The organism is Gemmatirosa kalamazoonensis (genome assembly GCF_000522985.1).
GTDB lineage: Bacteria > Gemmatimonadota > Gemmatimonadetes > Gemmatimonadales > Gemmatimonadaceae > Gemmatirosa > Gemmatirosa kalamazoonensis.
The window spans coordinates 2,238,365-2,259,108 of record NZ_CP007128.1; the positions used below are offsets into that span (position 1 = coordinate 2,238,365).

Sequence of the window (20,744 nt, forward strand, 5' to 3'; positions counted from 1 at the left end):
GGGATCGCACGGTATCTGCAATCGGCCGGCCATCGGTCGACGGCGGAACACCTTGTGCACCACCACCGTACGCCGCCGTACCGACGTCGCACCGACGTCGTACCGACGTCGTACCGATCGGCGCTCTCCCACAGACTCATGACTCATCGTAACAGAATCCTCGCCGCGCTTCCGCCCGAGGAGCTGGCCGTGCTGGAGCCCGTGCTCGAGCGCGTGGACCTCGTCACGCGGCGAGTGCTCTGCGATTCCGGCAAGCCGATCCCAGCCGTCTGCTTTCCCGAAGACGCCGTCATCTCGTCGCTCAGCGTGATGGCGGACGGCTCCGCCATCGAGACGGCGACGATCGGCAACGAAGGGATGACCGGGCTCGCGCTGTTCCACGGCGTCGACCAGACGCCCGAGCAGTCGTTCGTGCAGGTGCCCGGCGTGGGGCATCTCATCGCGGCCGAGGCGTTCCGCGACGTGCTGCCGCGCTGTCCGACGCTCCGCGCCCAGCTGCACCTGTTCTCCCAGGCGCTGTACTCGCTCGTCGCCCAGTCGTCGGGGTGCAACCGCAAGCACGGCGTCGACCAGCGGTGCGCGCGCTGGCTGCTGCTCGTGCACGACCGCGTGGGGCGCGATCGGATCGAGCTCACGCAGCTCTTCCTGTCGCAGATGCTCGGCGTGCGCCGCGCGACGGTGACGGTGGCGGCGGGCGTGCTGCAGAAGGCGGGGGCGATCCGCTACAGCCGCGGCCGCATCACCGTCGTCGACCGCGCGCTGCTGGAGGCGGCGTCGTGCGAGTGCTACGCCGTCATCCGCAGCACGTTCGACCGACTGATGACCGGCCGCTCGACCCCGAGCCCGCTCGCCGCGCTGCGGCTGTCGGAAGACGGCATGACGCTCGTCGGCGACGGCGCGCCGCTGTCGCGGTCGGTGCGTTAGCCCGTCGGCCGGCGCGTTAGGCGGCCGTCAGGGGAGGAACGTCACGCCCCACGGCCGCCTGCCGGCGGGGACCGTGCGCACCACCTGCAGCGTCGTCGCGTCGATGAGCGAGATCGTGTCGGCGAGCCCGTTCGCCGTCGCGATCCACCGCCCGTCGCGGCTCACCGCGATCCCCCACGGCCGGCGTCCGACGGCCACGCGCCCCACGGGACGCAGCGTGCGCGCGTCGAGCACGCTCACCGCGTCGGCCGCGCCGTTCGCGACGTACACCCGGCGACCGTCGGGCGAGACCGCCACGCCGACCGGCTTGCCGGCGCCGTGCTCGAGCGGCACGGTGCGCGCGACGGTCTTCCGCCGCACGTCGATCTCGCTCAGCGTGCCGCCGATCTCCGCGCTGACGTAGGCGCGCGCGCCGTCGACGGAGAACGCCACGCCGCGCGGTCGTGGGTCGACGAGCACCGCGCCGGCCACCACGCGCGCACGGAGATCCACGATCGACACCGAGTTGCTCGTCTCCGCCGTGACGAGCGCCCACCGGCCGTCGGGGCTCACCGCGACGCCCTCGGGCTCGATCCCGACGACGAGCGTCGCGGCAACGCCGCCGCCGTCGAGCGCGACGACCGACGCGGCGCTCGCGTCCTCGTTCGACGCGACGAGCCATCGGTCGTCGGACGTCACCGCGAACTGCTCCGGATCGCTGCCCGCCGGCAGCCGCTCGACGATGCGCCGCGTCGCGACGTCGATCACGGCGATCGCGTCGGCGCTCGACTGCGCGTTCACCGCGTCGTCGCTGAGCGCGACGTACACGCGCTTCCCGTCGCGGCTCGCGTGGATGCCGCGCGCGCGCGCGTTCGTGGGAATCGTGGCGAGCGTCGCGCCGGTGCCCGCGTCGACGAGCCGCACCTCGTGCCCGACCTCGTCGCTCACCGCGATCACGGGCGCGCGCGTCGCCGTCTGCGCCGGCGCGCCGCGCGCCCCGCCCGCGAGCAGCGTCGCGGCCGCGCCGAAGATCGTTAGGCGCGTCACGCGCCGGCCCCGCACGCGTGCGGCTCGCGGCCGAGCGCGGCGAGCCGCGCGCGCGGGTCGCCGCCGCCGACGCGCGGCGCCGTCGCGACCACGGTGTCCGCGCCATCGTCTCCGGCGCGCACGAGATAGAGCGGCTGCACGAGCTGTCGGTCCTCGGCGCGCACGAACAGCGGCACGCCCTTGTGCGCGTCGAAGATGAAGTCCGCGCGCGCGAGTCGCTGCGCGATCGACTCCGCGGCGCCCGCGCGCAGCGCGGCCTCGACGACGAGCTTCACCCCCGCCCACGCGGCCCACGCGCGCTCGTCCATCGGGCGATGGACCGCGCCCCGGAAGCGGTCGCCGAGCTGCGCGCCGCCGTACGGCTCGAGCGACGCGTGCCAGCCGACGGCGCGCAGCGGCCTCGCGTCGTCGGCGAGTCGCGCCTCGATCGTCGTGCCGACGTGCAGCAGCGCGTCGTGCGCCGCGCCGTCGGTGCGGGTCTGTCCCACGAGGCCGACCACCGTCGCGCCCGCGGCGCCGAGCGCGCGCGCGCCGCGCACGGCGAGCAGCATCTGCGCGTCCGACGCGTCGGCCGTCGTGACGAGCCACCGGCGCGCGCGGAGCGCCTCGGGCGCGCCGGCGCCGAGCGCATCGACGCGCATCGCGTCCGACGGCGCGACGTGCACGATCGCGCGCGCGCACCCGTCGGCGCGCCGGGTCCACGCGTCGAGCCCGCACCACGCGTCGACGTACACCGCGCCGAGCGTGCGCGCGCGCGCCGCCACCGCGCGGCAGTCCGCCGCGTCGTCGCCGCCGAACAGCACGAGCGCCGTGTCGCGCGCCGCCGTGACCGCGGCGGCGTCCGCGGCGCGCTCGAGCGCGACCGCGACACCGAACGGCTGCGCCGAGCGCGTCGCCTCGTCGACGCCGAACGCGAGCGCGTCGGCGAGCGACGGATCGGGCGCGCCGACGAGCACGACACGCACACGCCGCGGCGCGAGGACGCGCGCGAACGGGATCGCGAGTGCGAGGCGCAGCAGTGCGCGGCGGTCGACGGGGCGATCGCCGAGGAAGGCACGGAAGTCGAGCATCACCGACGACGCGCGCAAGGATTGCGCCGGGCTCGACGTATCGGGAACGAAAGATGCGACATCTTAGCGGCGCCAGTCCCAGGGATCCCATGGTCACGCATCCGTCGCCCACTCGGCGCCGTCGCCGGCTCGTCGCCGTGCTCACGGTCGCCGCTGCACTCGTCGTCGCCGCGGTCCTCGTCGCGCGCGGCCGCGGCGCCGCCGCTGCCGCGCCGACCGCGTCCGCGGCGGACGGCGGCGCGGCCCTCTCGCCGCGCGACGCGGCGCAGGCGCCGTCCGGTCTCGCGCCCGCCGTGTGGGTCGCCGGCACCCCCGGTGCGCGCGTGCTGCGTGCGTGCGCCGACCCGAACAACCTGCCGTTCTCCGACAGCACCGGCGCGGGGTTCGAGAATCACATCGCGGAGCTGCTCGCGACCGAGCTGCACGCGCGGCTCGAGTACACCTGGTGGGCGCAGCGGCGCGGCTACGTGCGCAACACGCTCGCCGCCGGCGCCTGCGACGTGCTGCTCGGCATCCCGGCGAGCTTCGACCGCGCGCTGCGTACGCGGCCGTACTATCGCTCGACGTACGTGTTCGTCACGCAGCGCGGCGGCCCACACGTGCGGTCGTTCGACGACCCGGTGCTGAAGCGGCTGCGCATCGGCGTCAGCGTCGTCGGCGACGACTACGCGGCGACGCCGCCGGTGCACGCGCTGCTCGCGCGCGACGTGCCGCCGGACCACCTGCGCGGCTACACGGTGTATGGCGACTACCGCGAGCCGGCGCCGCCGGCGCGCGTGGTGGACGCGGTCGCGCGCGGTGACGTGGACGTCGCGATCGCGTGGGGACCGCTCGCCGGCTACTTCGCCGCGCGCGCGCCGCGGCCGCTCGCGGTCACGCCGGTGTCGCCGCAGATCGACCTGCCGTTCCTGCCGTTCGTGTTCGACATCGCGATGGGCGTGCGGCGCGGCGACACGGCGCTGCGCGACTCGCTCGACGCGATCCTCGTGCGGCGCAAGCCGACGATCGACAGCCTGCTCGCGTCGTACCACGTGCCACGGCTCGACGTGGCGGGGCCGTGACATGGGCTCGGCATTCGAACCGCAGAGGACGCAGAGGAAGCCGACAGCAGTTGGTTCTCCTCTGCGTCCTCTGCGTCCTCTGCGGTCGAATCGAACGGCACGGTTCGTACTCGTCTTGCTCCTGACGGCGCCGCGCGTTGCGCTCGCCCATCCCGGTCGGCCCCCGGAGCCGCACGATCTCGCCGGCGCATGGCTCACAGAGCCCGGCGCGGTCGTCGCCGTGCTGCTGCTCGGCCTCGCCTACGCGTGGGGCGTCGTCCGGCTGCGCCGGCGGGCGGGCCCCGACCGGGGCGTGACGCGCGGCGCCGTCGTCGCGTTCGCGCTCGGCTGGCTCGCGCTCGCCGGGGCGCTCGTGTCGCCGCTCCATCCGTTAGGCGCCGCGCTGTTCTCGGCGCACATGGCGCAGCACGAGCTGCTCATGGCCGTCGCCGCGCCGCTGCTCGTGCTCGGCCGGCCGCTCGTCGCGCTGGCGTGGGCGCTGCCGCGACGCACGCACCGCGGCGCGGCGCGGCTCGCCCGCACGGTGCGCCCGCTCCACGCGCTGGCCGAGCCGTGGACCGCGACCGCGATACACGGGGCCGCGGTGTGGATGTGGCACGCGCCGGCGCTGTACGGGCTCGCGCTGCGCAGCGAGGCGGCGCACGCGCTGCAGCACGCGAGCTTCCTCGGCACCGCGCTGCTCTTCTGGTGGGCCGTGCTCGGCGCGCGCGGACGCGACCGGCTCGCCACGCGGCTGCTCGTGCTGTTCCTCACCGCGCTGCACACCGGCGCGCTCGGCGCGCTGCTGACGTTCGCCGACCGGCCGCTCATCGCGGCGTACCTCACCACCACCGCGCCGTGGGGGTTCACGCCGCTCGAGGATCAGGAGCTCGCGGGGCTCATCATGTGGATCCCCGGCGGCGTCGCGTACCTCGCCGCGGGGCTGTGGATCCTCTCGGGCGTGCTGCGCGCCGATGCGCCCGTCGCGACGCCGTTAGGCGCTCAGGCGTCGAGCAGCGCGCGCGCGGCGCGGGCGAGCGCGTTGCCGTCGTAGGGCTTCTCGAGGAAGCGCGTTCCCGGCTCCGAGCGCTCGCGCTCCACTTCGACGTCGCCCGTGTAGCCGGAGATGTAGAGCACGCGCAGGGCGGGGAACCGCTCGCGCAGGCGAGCGGCGAGCGCGGAGCCGCGCATCACCGGCATGACGACGTCGGTCGCGAGCAAGTCCACGCGATCGAGCGTCGCCGCGGTCGCGAGCGCGGTCGGGCCGTCGGGCGCGTCGACGACGTGATACCCGGCGGCGACGAGCGCGCGCCGCGCGACCCGCCGCAGCGCCTCCTCGTCCTCCACGAGCAGCACGACCTCGCCACGTCCCGCCGAGGGGCCCGTCTCGTCCTGCGCCTCGGCCGGCGCGGCGGGAGCCGCGGTCGGCGGCGGCACCTGGATGGTGAACGTCGCGCCGCGGCCCGGCGCGCTCTCCACCATGATGCGCCCTCCCAGTCGCCCGACGACGCCGTACACCGTCGACAGGCCGAGCCCCGTCCCTTTCCCCGGCTCCTTCGTCGTGAAGAACGGCTCGAAGATGCGCGACTGCGTCTCCGCGCTCATGCCCACGCCCGAGTCGCGCACGCGCAGCGTCACGCCGCCATCGGCCGCGGCGAACGTCGCGATCTCGAGCCGCCCGCCGTCGGGCATCGCGTCGCGCGCGTTCACCACGAGGTTGAGCAGCACCTGCTCGAGCTGGCCGCGGTCGGCGACGATCGCCGGCAGCCCGTCGGCGAGCCGCGTCACGAGCTCGATGTTCTCGCCGAGCACGCGGCGCAGCAGCGACTCCGCGCCCTGCACCACGTCGTTGAGATCCAGCTCGCGCGGCGCGAACGGCTGCCGGCGGCTGAACGCGAGCAGCTGCCGCGTGAGCGCGCCGGCGCGCGCCACCGCGCCGCGGATCTCGTCGACGTCGGTGTGGCGCGCGTCGTCGGCGGCGATCGCCTGATCGAGGAACGCCGCGTTCGCGCCGATGACGGTGAGCAGGTTGTTGAAGTCGTGCGCGATGCCGCCGGCGAGCTGGCCTAACGCTTCCATCTTCTGCGCCTGCCGGTACTGCTCCTCCACGCGCACGCGCTCCGTGACGTCGCTCAGCACGACCACGAGATGGCGCAGCGCGCCGCTCGCCTCGCGGATCGGCGCGGTGCGGTACTCCAGCACGCGCCGCCCGCCGTCCGGCGCCGCGAAGTCGATGTGTCCGTTCGCCGGCTGCCCCGCGAGCAGCCGGGCCCGTGCCGCGCGCGACGCGCCGTCGCGCGCCTCGAAGCGCAGGACCGCGCGCAGCGGCAGCCCGACCAATGCCTCGACCGTGCGGCCCGTCAGGCGGCTGCACGCGGGATTTGCGAACAGCACGTGCGGTCCCTCGTCGTCGAACTCCGCGGTCGCGATGACGATCGACTCCGACGCGGCCTGCACGGCGTGGTCGAGCAGCGAGAGCCGCGCGGCGGCCTCGCGCGCCTCGGCGTAGAGCCGCTCGTTCTCCTCCGCCAGCGCCTGCGCCTCCTCCACCTGGTGCTCGAGCTCCAGCGACTGCGCGGCGAGCCGCTCGGCGCGCGCCGCCGCCTCGATCCGCTCGGTCCGGTCGCGCGTCACCTTCGCGAAGCCGACCAGCGCGCCGCGCTCGTCGCGGAGCGCGGTGATGACCACGTCCGCCCAGAAGCGCGAGCCGTCCTTCCGCACGCGCCACCCCTCGTGCTGGGCCGTGCCCGTCTCGGCGGCGACCGCCAGCAGCCGCTCGGGAAGGCCGGCGGCGACGTCCTCCGGCGTGTAGAAGCGCGAGAAATGCTGGCCGAGGATCTCCGCGTCGTCCCATCCCTTCATCCGGCGGGCGCCGGCCGTCCACGTCACGACGCGTCCGTCGCGGTCGAGGGCGAAGATCGCGTGGTCGGCGAGATGCTCCACGAGGAGCGCCTGCAGGTCCTGCCCGGCCAGGAGAGGGCGGCGGGGCGGCGGCATATTCATGCGGCAGCGGCGGGTGGCGACGGCCTGCGGGGTGAGGACTCGGCCCCGACCTCGGGGCTTCTTACCGGGCGCGACTGCGCTCCTGTCAGGGAAAAGACTATTCGGCGCCCCACCGGTTGCATAGACATTCGGTGCCCGCCGGGGACCGGCGGCGGCACAACGAGCGTATCGTGCGGGACGTTATTCACGGCGGGCGCGCCACCTCGGCGGCCCCGCCGCACACCCTTCCTGGACGATCGATGAGCCCTCTCCTCCGCCGCGCCCCCGCCCTCTGCGTCGCGCTGCTCGTACCGGCCGCGCCGCTCGTCGCGCAGGCCCCGGTCGCCGTGCGCGGCACGGTGACCACGGCGGAGCACCACACGCCGCTCGCGAGCGCGCGGGTCGCCGTCGAGTCGCCGGCGCGCGTCGCGGTCACCGACGCCGCCGGCGGCTACGTGCTGCGCGACCTGCCGACGGGCCGCTACGAGCTGCTCGTCACCGCGCTCGGCTACCGTCCGGTGCGGCGCACCATCCAGGTCGTGCGCGGTCAGCCGGCGACGCTCGACGTCGCGCTCGAGACGGGCTCGCTGCTGCTCTCCAGCGTCGTGACGACCGCGACGCGCACGCCGGTCGAGGCGAACCGTGTGGCGTCGACGGTGAACGTGCTCACGCCGGAGCAGATCCGCACGACGCCGGCGCGCGAGACGCAGGATCTGCTGCGCGAGATCCCCGGCGTGGAGCTGCCGCGCACGTCGAGCCTCGTCGGCGGCACGGCGCAGATCGTGTCGATCCGCGGCGTCGACGAAGGGCGCACGGCGGTGCTGTTCGACGGCATCCCGGTGAACGACGCGTGGGGCGAGTGGATCGACTGGGGGCGCGTGCCGATGCGGCTGCTCGACCGCGTCGAGGTCGTGGAGGGGGGCACGTCGAGCCTCTACGGCAACGGCGCGATGGGCGGCGTGATCTCGTTCTACTCGCGGCCGCTGTCGCCGGGCGCGGCGAGCGTGACGGTCGAGGGTGGGAGCCGCGACGCCCGGCACGTGTTCGCATCGGCCGGCATCCCGATCGCCGGCGCGCTCACCGCGAACGTGAGCGGCGACTACCAGAGCGGCGGCGGCTACCGGCTCATCGGCCCGGGGAGCACGACGGTCGTGACGAACGGCGTCGCGTCGCAGGTCCCGAGCACGTCGCCGGGCGCGATCGACCAGCGCTCGGAGATCGTGCAGCGCAACCTGCACGTGCGGCTCAACTACGCGCCGTCGGCGCGGCTCTCGGCGTTCGTCACCGGCCATGGGTACGGCGACAATCGCATCGCGGGCACGGCGCTGAACTACCAGACGCGCGACATGAAGGAGCTGAACGCGGGGCTCGACGTCGGCGCGTACGCGACGGGGCTGCTCACGGTGCGGGCGTGGGACGGCCGGCAGGACGAGCACCAGCGCTCGACCGCGCCGCGCGCGAACTCCGGCACGTGCGCGGTGCCGTCGTCGCTCCCGCGGCAGTGCGAGGACAGCAACGTCGTCGCCGACATCCCGAGCCACGACTGGGGCGCGTCGGCGATGTGGACGCGCACGAACCTGTTCGGCCTCGAGTCGTTCAGCGTCGGCGGCGACTACCGGCACTACAACGGCAACTTCGACGAGGTCGACTTCAACACCACGTGCCCCGGCGCGAGCTGCGGCCGCGTCACGCGCACGATCCTCTCCGGCGGCGACCAGAGCCTGAGCGGCGCGTTCGTGCAGGCGATCGCGGCGCCGGTAGCGACGTTGCGCGTGGAGCTCTCCGCGCGTGTCGACGGGTGGACGAACGACAACGGCCGCTCGGTCGACGCGGCGGCGGGCACCGTGTCGTACCCGAACCGCACGCGCGCCGCGTTCTCGCCGCGCGTCGGCGTGCGGTGGCAGGCGCTGCCCGCGCTGTCGCTCCATACCGCGGCCTACCGCGCGTTCCGCGCGCCGAACCTCGCGGAGCTCTACCGCAAGCAGATCTCGCCGACGCAGATCACGCTGCCGAACCCGGAGCTCGCGCCGGAGACGGCGTTGGGCCGCGAGGTCGGCCTCGACTGGCAGCCGGCGGCGTGGGTGCAGCTCAAGGGCACCGCGTACGTCGCCGACTACTACGACTTCAACGTACCGACGACGATCTCGACGAGCGGCGGCGTGACGACGCGGCAGCGGCTCAACGTCAACGCGGTCCGCAGCCGCGGCGCCGAGGCGTACCTCGCCGTGCGGCCGATCCAGGCGCTGTTCGTGAGCGGGAGCGCGAGCTACGACGACGCGCGCCAGCAGACGAACATCGCCGACCCGGATCACAAGCCGCACGTCAACCGCGTGCCCTCGCCGAAGCAGACCATCCGCGCGACGTACACGTCGCCGCTGCTCGGCGCATGGACCGGCATCTGGCGGCACGAGGGGAAGACGACGACGCTGCAGGGCGTGCCGCTCGAGCCGTTCTCGGTGCTCGACGCGAACGTGCAGCGCGAGATCGTGCGCGGCGTGACGGGCTTCGTGTCGGTCGAGAACATCACGGACGAGCAGTACCAGATCAACCTGTCGGGCGCGGGGACGGCGGCGCTGATCTCGTACGGGCTGCCGCGCACGGTGCGCGCCGGGGTGACGCTCGAGCGTCGCTGACCTGACGGCGTCCAACGGCGCCGCGCGCGGCGGTGGCGATACGGCGCGGACGGTACGGCGCGATGCTGCGCACGCACCGTTTCACACCGCTGAACCACGCAGCACGGCGCCGTGCCGCGGTGTGAGACGCCGTTCGCGCCCCATCGCGCCGTATCGTCGGCGCAGCATCGCCCGCGCCGTCATCGGCGCCGTCACGGACCCCGGACACTTCGGCAGGGGATCCGGGGTATACTCTGGCGGCCGGCCCGCGCTGGGCCGCAACGTTTCCCCGATGCCGCTCCCATTCGTTAGGCCGCTGGCCGCACTGCTGCTCGCCGCGCCCGTCGCGGCGCAGACCGCGCAGCCGGTGACGAAGGCGCAGCCGCGTCGTGGCCAGGGCGCGTGCCGCGTCGACTCCACCGCGGCGTGGTACCAGGACCAGCGCGCGCGCCTCGACGAGTCGAAGGGCGGCTGGAGCGACGACGCGCTGCGCGACGCGCTCGTGCGCGGCACGTCGCTCGACATCGAGGCGCCGCTCCCCGTGCAGCTCGGCTTCGAGCTCCACGGCGCGCCGCCGGCCGGACGCGGCGACAGCGCCACGGTCGAACGGCTCCGCGCGCTCGCCGCGCAGCGCGGCGCGCGGTGGCCCACGCGCAGCGTCGTCGGCCCCGCCGGCGTGCGCGCGGTGTGGCTCGTCGCCGCCGGCGATACCGCGCTCGCGCCGGTCGTGCTGCACCGCCTCGCGGACGCCGGCCCCGACGAGTCGCTCCCCGCCGACGTCGCGGTGCTGGAGGACCGCCTGCGCGTGCGCGCCGGTCGCAGGCAGCTCTACGGCTCGCAGATGCGCGTCGTGAACGGCCGCGTCACGCCGTACCCGATCGAAGACGCCGACCGCGTGGACCTGCGCCGCGAGAGCGCGGGGCTGCCGCCGCTCGCGCTCTCGCTCTGCCTCGCACGGCGAGGGCAGGAGGGCACGAGGGCGCGCGAAACGCGAGGGCAGGAGAGATTTCGGACTCTCCTGCCCTCGCGTTTCGCGCGCCCTCCTGCCCTCCTGCCCTGAGGTCTCAGATGCGCGTGTTGCTCGTCGAGGACGATCCGAAGATCGCGGCCGTGCTGCGCGCGGGGCTCGCGGAGCACGAGATCCAGGTCGTGCGCGCCGGCACGTATCGCGACGGGCTCGCGCGCGCGGTCGGCGGCGGCTTCGACCTCTGTCTGCTCGACGTCATGCTCCCCGGCGGCAGCGGGTTCGATCTGTGCCGCGAGCTGCGCGCGCGCGGCGTCGGGACGCCGATCCTCATGCTCACCGCGCGCGACACGGTCGACGATCGCGTCACGGGCCTCGACGTGGGCGCCGACGACTACCTCACGAAGCCGTTCGCGTTGCGCGAGCTGCTCGCCCGCATGCGCGCGCTCGCCCGGCGCGGCGCGCGTGGCGCGCGCGGCGCGTGGGAGACGGTGCGCGTGGCGGACCTCGAGGTGGACCTCGCCGCGCATCGCGTGCGACGCGCCGGCGCGCCGATCGAGCTGACGGCGAAGGAGTTCGCGCTGCTCGAGCTCTTCGTGCGCCACCGCGACCAGGTCGTCGACCGCGCGGCGATCACGGCGCAGGTGTGGGACGAGAACCACGACCCGTTCACGAACGTGCTCGAGGTGCTCGTGCGCCGCCTGCGCCGCAAGATCGACGACGACTACGAGCCGAAGCTGATTCACACGCTGCGCGGCGCGGGGTACCGGTTCGGTGTCTGACGACCGGCGAACCGCGCGCGGGCCGTTAGGCGCGCTGCGGCGACAGCTCATCGGCTGGTACGTCGCGACGTTCTGCGCCGTGCTCGCGCTGCTGCTCGGCGGCCTCTATCTCGCCATCCGGCACCAGTTCCGCACGGACCTCGACCGCTCGCTCGCGGACGCGACGGAGGAGCTCGAGCGCGCCGCGCGCATCCGTGAGATGGAGGCGAGCGCCACCGGCCACGTCGTCGACGCGGTCGACGAGCTGCACGTTCCCGACCGCGCGCTGTACCTGCTCGACGGCGCCGGCCGCCCGGTGAAGCCCGCGCGCGTCGACGCGTGGATCCGCGCCGCCGCCGAGCGCGCGGGCCATGGTCCGGTCGACGTCGACCACGAGACGGAAGGCGCGCACCCGCGCACGCTCCGGCTGCACGCCGAGCGGTTCGCGCTCGCGAGCGGCGCGCGCATGATCGCCGTCGCCGTCGCCGACCAGGTGGAGCTGGAGGATCGCTACGCGGAGCTCATCGCCGCGTTCGGCGGCGCGTCGCTGTTCGCCGTCGTGCTCGTGACCGGCGCGGTGTGGCTGCTGCTGCGGCAGTCCACCGCGCCGGTGGAGCGCAACATCGCGCACATGCGCCGCTTCATGGCCGACGCCGCGCACGAGCTGCGCACGCCGATCACCGTGCTGCGGAGCAGCGCCGAGGTCGCGCTGCAGCAGCCGCGCGACGCGGCCGCGTATGCCGCGGCGCTCGGCCGCATCGAGGAGGAAGGCCGTCGCATGGGGCGCATCGTCGAGGACCTGCTCACGCTCGCCCGCGCCGACGCCGGCGAGCGGCCGATCGCGCGCGCCCGCGTCTTCCTCGACGACGTGACGCTCGACGCGGTCGGTGCCGCGCGCGCGCTCGCCGCGTCGAAGGGCGTCGAGCTGTCGGTCGACGAGTTCGAGGAGGCTGCCGTCGACGGCGACGCCACGCTGCTGCGGCAGCTCGTGATGATCCTGCTCGACAACGCCGTGAAGTTCACGCCGCGGGGCGGCCACGTGCGCGTGCGCGTCGGCGACAGCGCGGGGCGCGCGACGCTCCTCGTCGCCGACGACGGCGTCGGCGTGCCGGTCGAGCAGCTGCCGCACGTGTTCGAGCGCTTCTGGCGCGGCGAGGCGTCGCGCGATCGCGGCGACGGAGCAGACGGCGCCGACGGCGCGGGGCTCGGCCTCGCGATCGCGCGCTGGATCACGACGGCGCACGGCGGCGACATCCGCCTCGAGCCCGCGCCCGCGGGCGGCACCGTGGTGCGCGTGACGCTCCCGCCGGCGAACGGCGCAGCGCCCGCCGTGTCATCCCCCTGACAGCTACGCGCCGTAGCGTTCGCCCGGCATCTCCCACCCGTACGCCCATGCATTCCACGACCGGCCTGGTGCTGGCCGCGTGCTGCTTGATCGCCTCGATCGCGCGCGCCGCGGCCGCGCAGGGGACACCGCCCACCACACCGACGTCGATCACGCGCACCGAGGCCGTCGCCGCGGCGCTCGCGCGCGGCGCGCGCCTGGGCGTCGCGCGCGCCGACACGTCGCTCGCGTACGCGGGGCTGCTCGTCGCGCGCGCCCGGCCGAACCCCGCGCTCGTCGCCGGCTACTCGAAGTCCGCGCCGCAGTACCACGTGGAGGCCGAGCTGCCGCTCGACCTGCCGGGCCTCCGCGCGGCGCGCATCCGCGCGGCGCAGGTGGGACGCGACGCCGCGCAGTACCGCTTCGCGTTCGCGCGCGCGGCGGTCGCCCTCGGCGCCGACACGACGTACACGCTGGCTCTCGCGGCGCGCGAGCGCCTCCGCCTCTCGCGCCGCAACGCGCAGGACGCCGACAGCCTGCGCGTGATCGCCGAGAAGCGTCGCGACGCCGGCGATGCGAGCGATCTCGACGTGGAGCTCGCGACGGTGAACGCCGGCCAGCAGGCGAACGCCGCCGCCGCCGACTCGCTCGCCTATGTCTCCGCGGTGCTCGACCTCCAGTCCGCGCTCGGCCTCGCCGCCGACGAGGCCACGCTCGCGCCGGCGGACTCGCTCGCCGCGCCGCCCGACGAGCCGGCGCCCGCTGGGGCGTCGTTAGGCATCGGGCCTGACGTCCCGGCCGGGCCCACGCTGCAGATCGCGGCGGCGCGCGCGTCGGTGGAGTCGGCGCGGCTCGGCGCGCTGGCCGAGCGGCGGTCGGTGTGGGCGGGACCCGCGATCACCGCCGGCTTCGAGACGCGCGACCCGAAGGGCGACGAGCCCGGCGTGCTGCCGACGGTCGGCGTGACCATCCCGCTCCCGCTGCTGAACCGCAACCGCGGCCCCATCGCGCAGGCGGACGCGGAGCACGAGCGCGCGCGCGCGGAGCTCGCGCTCGCCGAGGTCGAGAACCGCACCGAGATCGCGCGCGAGCGGCGCGAGCTCGCCGTCGCGCTCGAGAAGGTGCGCCGCGACCGGCAGCTCCTCGACGCCGCGGAGCGCATCGCGGCGAAGTCGCTCGTCGCCTACCGCGAGGGCGCCGCGGCGCTCCCCGGCGCGCTCGAGGCGCAGCGCAACGCGCGCGACGTGCTCGCGCAGTACGTCGCCGATCTCTCCGACGCCTGGATCGCCGCGTCGATCCTCCGCGCGCTCACGCTCACCCCCGACGCTTCCCGATGACGCGGCTGACGATGACGCGCCTCGCCCTCCTCGCCGTCGCGCTCGCGGCGGCCGCCTGCAAGCACGAGTCGGAGGCCGCGGAGGGCGAGTCGGCGGTGCCCGCCGTCGTCGGTGCGCGCACCGCCGTCGTCGCCGCGCAGCCGTTCACCGAGTCGGTGAGCGCGATCGGCACCGTCGTCGCGCAGGCGGGACACGTCGCGTCGCTCGGCGTGCCGACGCAGGGGCGGGTGACGCAGGTGCTCGTGACCCCGGGCCAGCGCGTCGCCGCGGGGCAGCCGCTCGTCGTGCTCGATCCGGAGACGTTCGCCGCGTCGTCGCGCAGCGCGGAGGCCGCGGTGTCGGCCGCCCAGCAGAACGCCGAGCGCACGCGCCGCCTGGTCGCCGAGGGGATCGTGCCGCGGAAGGAGGCCGAGCAGGCGGCGGCGGAGCTCGAGCGCGCGCGCGCTCGGATCTCGTCGGCGCGCGGCGGCAGGAGCAGCTCGCGACGGTGCGCTCCCCGATCGCCGGCGTCGTCACGAAGCTCGCCGCCACGCTCGGCGCCACCGTCGACCCGTCGCAGCCGCTCGTCGAGGTGGCCGACCCGTCGGCACTCGACGTCGTGCTCTACGCCACGCCGAGCGAGGCGGCGCGCGTCACGCCGGGCGCGAAGGTCGCGCTCGGCGCCGGACAGGGCGCGACCGCCGAGCCGTTAGGCATCGGCACCGTCGTCGACGTCGGCGCGGCGGTGGAGGAGGCGACGCGCAGCGTGGCGGTGCGCGTGCGCGTCCCCGCGGTGCGCCGCCCGCTCCGCATCGGCGAGACCGTGTCCGGCCGGATCGCCGTCGCCGTGAAGCCGCGCGCCGTGGTGGTGCCGATCGACGCGCTCGTGCCGGAGGGCGACGGCTACAAGGTGTTCGTCGTCGACGCGCGGAGCGTGGCGCACGCGCGGCCGGTCACCGTCGGCGCGCGCGCCGACTCGGTGGTCGAGGTCACCAGCGGGCTCGCGGCGGGCGAGCGCATCGTGACGTACGGCGCGTACGGCGTCGCCGACAGCGCGAAGGTCGTGTCGCCGGAGCAGGCGGGTGCGTCCACCGCGCGCGAGAAGCCGTGACGACGACGTCCTCGAGCGGACTGTTCGGGCTCCTCGCGGCGCAGCGCCGCTTCGTCTACCTCGTCGTCGCGCTGCTCAGCGCGGCCGGCGTGTGGGCCGCGTTCACGCTGCCGTCGGCGATCTATCCGGAGCTCAACTTCTCGCGCATCACCGTCGTGGTGCAGGGCTCCGCGCTCGGCGCGCGGCAGGTGCTGTTCTCGGTCACGCGCCCGATCGAGGAGGCGGTGAGCATCGTCCCCGGCGTCACGCGCGTGCAGTCGAAGTCCATCCGCGGCGGGGCGGAGATCAACGTCACGTTCGCCGAGCGCGCCGACATGCAGTACGCGCTGCAGCAGGTGCAGGCGCGCGTGAACCAGGTGCAGTCCGAGCTGCCGGCGGGCCTCGACATCCAGGTCGAGCGGCAGACGCCATCGCTCTTCCCGATCCTCTCGTACAACCTCGAGGGCGGCGACCCGGCGACGCTGTACGACATCGCGCAGTACCAGATCCGCCCCATCTTCGCGCGCGTGCCCGGCGTCGGCCGCGTCGACGTCCAGGCGAGCGACGTGCGCGAGATCGAGGTCGTCGCCGATCCCGCGCGCCTCGCCGCGCAGGGCATGACGTACGACGACCTGGCCGCCGCGATCCGGCAGGCGACCACGGTGAACGCGGTCGGCCGCATGCCGACGGGCTACAAGCAGTACCTCGTCGTCACGACCACCGAGGCGCAGTCGGCGGAGGACGTCGCGTCGATCGTCGTCGGCCGCGGGCTCCGCGTGCGCGACGTCGCGCGCGTGCTCCCCGGCACCGAGGACCACGTGCGCGTCATCGCCGGCGACGGCAGGCCGGCCGCACTGTTGAACGTGACGAGACAGATCGGCGGCAACACCCTCGCGATCTCCGACAGCGTCGCCGCGCTCGCCGCGGAGCTGAAGGCCGCGCTCCCGCCGGGCGTGCGGCTGAAGCCCGTGTACGACCAGGCCGCGCTCGTCCGCGACGCGGTGCGCTCGGTGCGCGACGCGATGCTCGTCGGCGCGGTGCTCGCCGTGCTCGTGCTGCTCGTGTTCCTGCGCCATGCGCGCATCACCGCGATCAGCGCGTCGGCCATCCCGCTGACGATGGCGATCACCGTCTTCGTCATGGCGCGCGTGGGGCAGACGTTCAACCTCATGACGCTCGGCGCGATGGCGATCGCCATCGGGCTCGTCATCGACGACGCGGTGGTCGTCACCGAGAACATCGTCCGCCACCTGCACCTCACACCGGACCGCGCGATCGCCGTGCGCCACGCGGTGCAGGAGCTGATCTGGCCCGTGACGACGTCGACGATCACCACCGTGGTCGTCTTCCTTCCGTTAGGCCTCCTCACCGGCGTCGAGGGACAGTTCTTCCGCGCGCTGTCGATCACGCTCACCATCGCGGTGCTCGTCTCGCTCGTGCTCGCGCTGACCGTCATCCCGCTCATGGCGGAGCAGTTCCTGACGACGAGCGACGAGCGTGGAGCGTGGAGCATGGACGGCTCCGAGGAGCCCTCCACGCTCCCCGCTCCACGCTACACGCTCGCTTCGCGCTACGAGAGCGCCCTCGCAGGGGCACTGCACCACACCCGCACGATGCTCGCCGCCGCCGTGGTGCTCGTCGCCGCGGGCGCCGCGGTGTACCACTTCGTCGGCACCGGGTTCCTCCCCGAGATGGACGAGGGCGCGTTCATCCTCGACTACGTCACGCCGGGCGGCACCGCGCTCGCCGAGACCGACCGGCAGCTCCACGTCGTCGAGCGCATCCTCGCGACGACGCCGGAGGTCGCGGGCACGTCGCGCCGCACGGGTGCGGAGCTCGGGCTGTTCGCCACCGAGCAGAACACCGGCGACATCGCGGTGCGTCTGCGCTCCCCGTCGCAGCGCGACCGCAGCGTGTTCGAGGTCATCGACGAGGTGCGCACGCGGGTGCAGGCGGCGGTGCCGCGCATGCGCGTCGAGTTCGTGCAGATCCTCTCCGACGTCATCAACGACCTCGCCGGCGCGGCGAGCCCCGTCGAGATCAAGCTGTTCGGATCCGACCTCGCCGCGCTCGAGGCGTACGGCCACGCGCTCGGTGAGAAGCTCGAGAAGGTCGAGGGGCTCGAGGACGTCTACAACGGCGTGAGCGAGCCGAGCGCCGAGATGCAGATGACGATCGACGCGGCGGAGGCGAACCGCGTCGGGCTCACGCCGGACCAGGTGAGCGCGCAGGTCGCCGGCGCGCTGCTCGGCGCCGAGGGCGGCGACGTGCGCCTCTCCGATCGCGCGATCGGCATCCGCGTGCGCGCGCCCGACTCGGTGCGCTTCGACCCCGCGCAGCTCGGCGCGATCCCGATCGTCTCGCCGGAGTCGCGCGCCACCACGCCGCTCGGCGCGCTCGCGAGCTTCCACCCGACGGAGACGCGGGCCGAGCTGCTGCGGGAGAACCAGCAGCAGATGATCGACGTCACCGCGGACATCAGCGGGCGCGCGCTCGGCCCCATCATGGACGACGTGAAGGCCGTGGTCGCCGCCACGCCGCCGCCGCGCGGCGTGCGCGTGGAGCTCGCCGGCCAGTACGCGAGCCAGCAGGCGGCGTTCCGCGCGCTGCTGCTCGTGCTCGCGATCGCCGCGCTCAGCGTCATCGCGGTGATGGTCGTGCAGTTCGAGTCGTTCGTCGAGCCGCTCGTCGTGCTGCTCGCCGCGCCGCTGTCGTTCGTCGGCGCGATGCTGGTGCTCCTCGTCACCCACACGCCGCTGAACGTGTCGAGCTTCATGGGGCTCATCCTGCTCGTGGGGCTCATCGTGAAGAACGGCATCATCCTGCTCGACTTCACGCGGCATCGCATGCGCACCGGCGGCCTCGCGCTCGAGCCGGCGATCCGCGAGGCGGCGCGCATCCGCCTGCGTCCGATCCTCATGACGACGCTGTGCACGCTGTTCGGCCTCCTGCCGCTGGCGCTGGGCCTTGGCGCCGGCTCCGAGCTGCAGCGGCCCCTCGCGCTCGCGGTCATCGGCGGCCTCGCGCTCTCCACGCCCATCACGCTGTTCGTCGTGCCGACGCTCCTCGTGGCGATTCGGGGACGGGAGTACACGCTGCAGGGCTGATCTCGCGCGGAGACGCGGAGCACGCGGAGAACACCGAGTGTTCCTGGAAGTTCTCCGCGCGCTCCGCGTCTCCGCGTGAGCCCGGACGGGTACAGCCGAGCCTCGGGCCCAAGTACCTTTCAAGCCGTCCGCCCGATCGAAGTACCCGAGGGTTCGTGGAATGCCGTTACGTGAGGAGTTCGTCTCGGCCGGCAACTGGCTCTTCCGCTGGCGGAGCTACTTGCCGGTCGTCCTGTTCGTTCCGGTCGTCGTCGTGACGTGGGCGCGCGCGCGCGCCGGCGAGGTGCCCGTGCCCGATCGCGGCTGGGACCTCTTCTGTCTGCTCGTGTCGATGGCGGGCGTCGCCGTGCGTGCGCTCGCCATCGGATCGGCGCCCGCCGGCACGTCGGGGCGCAACACCGCCGAGGGACAGATCGCCAGCACGGTGAACACGACCGGGATGTACTCGATCGTTAGGCACCCGCTGTACGTCGGCAACTTCCTGAACTGGCTCGGCGTCGCGCTGTTCCCGCGGTCGGCGTGGCTCGCGCTCGTGATCTCGCTCGCGTTCTGGCTGTACTACGAGCGCATCATGTTCGCCGAGGAGGAGTTCCTGCGCGGCAAGTTCGGCGACGTGTACGAGCGGTGGGCCGCCGAGACGCCCGCGTTCCTCCCCGACCCGCGCCGGTGGCGCGCGCCGACGCTGCCGTTCTCCGGTCGCAACGTGCTGAAGCGCGAGTACTCCGCCGTCTTCGGCGTCGTCGCGTGCCTCACCGCCCTCGACGTCGTTCGCGAGAGCGCCGCGCGCGGTGAGGCCGCGGTGGATCCGATGTGGGTCGGCATCTTCCTCGCCGGGCTGGTGCTCTATCTCCTCCTCCGCACGCTCAAGCGGCACTCGAGCGTGCTGCACGTGGAGGGGCGGTAGGCCGCTCGCGCCGGGCGTCGCTCCGGGAGCGTCACCACTCGTCGCCGTTCGGGGCCGGCTGGCCGGCGACGGCGGGGATGGCGATGGCGCGCCGTCACTTGACGGCTGCGCCGATGGATCGATACTAGCCGCACGGGTCCCACGACCACCCGAGCCCGGAGGGAATCACCCCGATCACCGTCGACTCACCCCGACCAGGAGCGCAGCCTAACGACCGCGTCTTCACGACTCCCACCTGTGAGGAAACCATGCAAGCGCAAATCATCACGTATCAGCTGGATGATATCTCGCAGGCGGAATATCTGAGAAAGATGGTCGAGCCGGACGCTCCCGTGCTGGCCAATGTGAATGGCCTCATTTCAAAGGTCTGGCTGGCGGACGAGGAAAGAAACGCGTTCGGGGGCTTCTACTTGTGGGAGAGCAAGGAAGCCATGGATGCCTTCATGCACTCGGACCTCGTGAAGGCCGTCGTAAGCAGACCGTTCGTCAAGAACGTTTCATCGGTGGACTACGAAGTGAACGAAACGGCATCGAGAATCACTCGTGGTCTGAAGTAGTCACGGCGGCTCGACGACGTCGCGCGCGAGACCGCGCGTCTCACGGCTCGATCACCAGCAACGTGAACGAGTCCGGCTTCATCGCCGGCCGCGCCCCCGCGACCGCCGGCTCGAAGTCCGCGGTCACCGTGTAGAGCACGTGCGTCGTCGCGTCGAGCGTCATCGTCCGCGCTCCGCTCTTCGTCGGCACGGTCTGCACCACGCGGAACGTGCTCGGCCCGCTCTCGCGCACCACTGTGATCGTGCCGTCCTCGCCGTTCGACGCGAACACGAGCCCGCGCTCGGCGTCGAACGCCGTCGCGTCCGGGCCGCCGCCGATCTTCACCGTCGCCACCACCTTCCGCGCGTCGGGGTCGGACACCGCCATCACGTCGTCGCACACCGAGAACAGCCGCCGGTGCTCGCGGTCGATCGCCAGCCCGCTCGGCTCCTCGCACGGCTTGATCGACCACCGCGCCGTCACCGCCATCGTGCGCGTGTCGATCGCCGCGATCTCGCCGCGGTCCTCGATGTTCACCCACAGCATCCCGCGCCCGTCGGTGACCGCGAACTCCGGCTTGCCGCCCAGTGGGATGCGCCCGAGCACCGAATCCGTCGCCGCGTCCACCACCACCGCGTCGCCGCTGCGGCCGTTGAACGCGAACACGCGCTTCGTCGCCGAGTCGTAGGTGATCGCGTCGGGGTTCACGCCGGGCTCGTGGATCCGCGCGAGCGGCACGAGCGTCGTGTAGTCGAAGACCGTGAGCGTGGAGTCGCGGCCGTTGCTCGTCCACCCGCGGCCGAGATCCGGCGCCAGCGCCACGCCGTGCACGCCCGGCGTGTCCGCGATGTCGCCCACCACCGAGTCGGTGCGCGTGTCCACCACCACGACGTGCGTGCCGTGCGTCACGAACACCCGATGCGACGCGGCGTCCGCGACCAGGTAGTCCCATCCGCCCGCGCCGCCGAGCCGCACGCGGTGCGTCACGTGATAGTTCGGCGCGTCCTTCGTCACGGGCTGGGCGTGCAGCGCGGCGGCGGACAGGAGGATGCAGAGAGGAACGAGACGTCGCATCGTGGCAGGGGAG

Annotated in this window: 16 protein-coding genes and 1 pseudogene; 12 read left to right on the forward strand and 5 right to left on the reverse strand. The window is 73.9% G+C overall.

Annotated features, from left to right (window positions below; all coding sequences use genetic code 11):
* Positions 1–138 precede the first annotated feature (138 nt).
* Positions 139–924, forward strand: coding sequence for a Crp/Fnr family transcriptional regulator (locus tag J421_RS09690; RefSeq protein WP_025410984.1), 786 nt, complete (start codon positions 139–141; stop codon positions 922–924).
* 27 nt (positions 925–951) lie between these two features.
* Here the strand turns inward: J421_RS09690 and J421_RS09695 are convergent, their stop codons facing one another.
* Both J421_RS09695 and J421_RS09700 read right to left on the reverse strand, forming a co-directional pair.
* Positions 952–1,965, reverse strand: coding sequence for a beta-propeller fold lactonase family protein (locus J421_RS09695; RefSeq protein WP_025410985.1), 1,014 nt, complete (start codon positions 1,963–1,965; stop codon positions 952–954).
* Positions 1,947–3,038 carry a type 1 periplasmic-binding domain-containing protein gene (locus J421_RS09700; RefSeq protein WP_025410986.1) on the reverse strand — a complete coding sequence of 364 codons (1,092 nt, stop codon included), beginning with the start codon at positions 3,036–3,038 and terminating at the stop codon, positions 1,947–1,949. The genes J421_RS09695 and J421_RS09700 overlap by 19 nt, the downstream gene beginning before the upstream one ends.
* A gap of 71 nt (positions 3,039–3,109) precedes the next feature.
* Here J421_RS09700 and J421_RS09705 point away from each other — a divergent pair, with 71 nt between their 5' ends.
* Positions 3,110–4,081, forward strand: a complete 972-nt coding sequence (locus J421_RS09705; protein WP_025410987.1) for a quinoprotein dehydrogenase-associated putative ABC transporter substrate-binding protein — start codon at positions 3,110–3,112, stop codon at positions 4,079–4,081.
* Between the two features lie 115 nt (positions 4,082–4,196).
* Entirely contained in the window at positions 4,197–5,114 is a 918-nt protein-coding gene (locus J421_RS09710; RefSeq protein ID WP_025410988.1) for a cytochrome c oxidase assembly protein, read from the forward strand.
* Here the strand turns inward: J421_RS09710 and J421_RS09715 are convergent.
* Positions 5,063–7,057, reverse strand: a complete 1,995-nt coding sequence (locus tag J421_RS09715) for a PAS domain-containing hybrid sensor histidine kinase/response regulator (RefSeq protein ID WP_025410989.1) — start codon at positions 7,055–7,057, stop codon at positions 5,063–5,065. The genes J421_RS09710 and J421_RS09715 overlap by 52 nt on opposite strands.
* Positions 7,058–7,302: 245 nt before the next feature.
* Between J421_RS09715 and J421_RS09720 the strand changes: the two genes are divergently transcribed.
* The 5 genes from J421_RS09720 to J421_RS09740 all read left to right on the forward strand — a co-directional run bounded on the left by J421_RS09720 (position 7,303) and on the right by J421_RS09740 (position 14,040).
* Entirely contained in the window at positions 7,303–9,675 is a 2,373-nt protein-coding gene (locus J421_RS09720; protein ID WP_025410990.1) for a TonB-dependent receptor, read from the forward strand.
* Positions 9,676–9,946: 271 nt separating this feature from the next.
* Entirely contained in the window at positions 9,947–10,714 is a 768-nt protein-coding gene (locus J421_RS09725) for a DUF6624 domain-containing protein (RefSeq protein ID WP_025410991.1), read from the forward strand.
* A gap of 8 nt (positions 10,715–10,722) precedes the next feature.
* Positions 10,723–11,400: a response regulator transcription factor gene (locus J421_RS09730; protein ID WP_025410992.1), complete on the forward strand. Its 678-nt coding sequence runs from the start codon at positions 10,723–10,725 to the stop codon at positions 11,398–11,400.
* Complete coding sequence (locus tag J421_RS09735) at positions 11,393–12,724, forward strand: sensor histidine kinase (protein ID WP_025410993.1); 1,332 nt, start codon at positions 11,393–11,395, stop codon at positions 12,722–12,724. Before J421_RS09730 ends, J421_RS09735 begins: the two co-directional genes overlap by 8 nt.
* A 47-nt stretch (positions 12,725–12,771) precedes the next feature.
* Positions 12,772–14,040, forward strand: a complete 1,269-nt coding sequence (locus tag J421_RS09740) for a TolC family protein (protein WP_025410994.1) — start codon at positions 12,772–12,774, stop codon at positions 14,038–14,040.
* Here the strand turns inward: J421_RS09740 and J421_RS34870 are convergent.
* Positions 14,018–14,407, reverse strand: a complete 390-nt coding sequence (locus J421_RS34870) for a hypothetical protein (RefSeq protein ID WP_236646293.1) — start codon at positions 14,405–14,407, stop codon at positions 14,018–14,020. The two genes, J421_RS09740 and J421_RS34870, sit on opposite strands and share 23 nt — an antisense overlap.
* Before the next feature lie 78 nt (positions 14,408–14,485).
* Between J421_RS34870 and J421_RS33610 the strand changes: the two are divergent.
* The 4 genes and pseudogenes from J421_RS33610 to J421_RS09760 form a co-directional block, all read left to right on the forward strand.
* A pseudogene (locus J421_RS33610) lies at positions 14,486–15,130 on the forward strand (efflux RND transporter periplasmic adaptor subunit); the annotation flags it as partial.
* Positions 15,127–18,216 carry an efflux RND transporter permease subunit gene (locus J421_RS09750; RefSeq protein WP_025410997.1) on the forward strand — a complete coding sequence of 1,030 codons (3,090 nt, stop codon included), beginning with the start codon at positions 15,127–15,129 and terminating at the stop codon, positions 18,214–18,216. The pseudogene J421_RS33610 and the gene J421_RS09750, both read left to right, overlap by 4 nt.
* 160 nt (positions 18,217–18,376) lie before the next feature.
* A complete protein-coding gene (locus tag J421_RS09755) occupies positions 18,377–19,120 on the forward strand; it encodes a methyltransferase family protein (RefSeq protein ID WP_025410998.1) in 744 nt (247 codons plus the stop codon).
* A 248-nt stretch (positions 19,121–19,368) separates the two neighbouring features.
* Positions 19,369–19,677: a YdhR family protein gene (locus J421_RS09760; RefSeq protein WP_025410999.1), complete on the forward strand. Its 309-nt coding sequence runs from the start codon at positions 19,369–19,371 to the stop codon at positions 19,675–19,677.
* Positions 19,678–19,717: 40 nt separating this feature from the next.
* Here J421_RS09760 and J421_RS09765 read toward each other — a convergent pair whose 3' ends face one another.
* Entirely contained in the window at positions 19,718–20,731 is a 1,014-nt protein-coding gene (locus J421_RS09765) for a YncE family protein (protein WP_025411000.1), read from the reverse strand.
* Positions 20,732–20,744 lie beyond the last annotated feature (13 nt).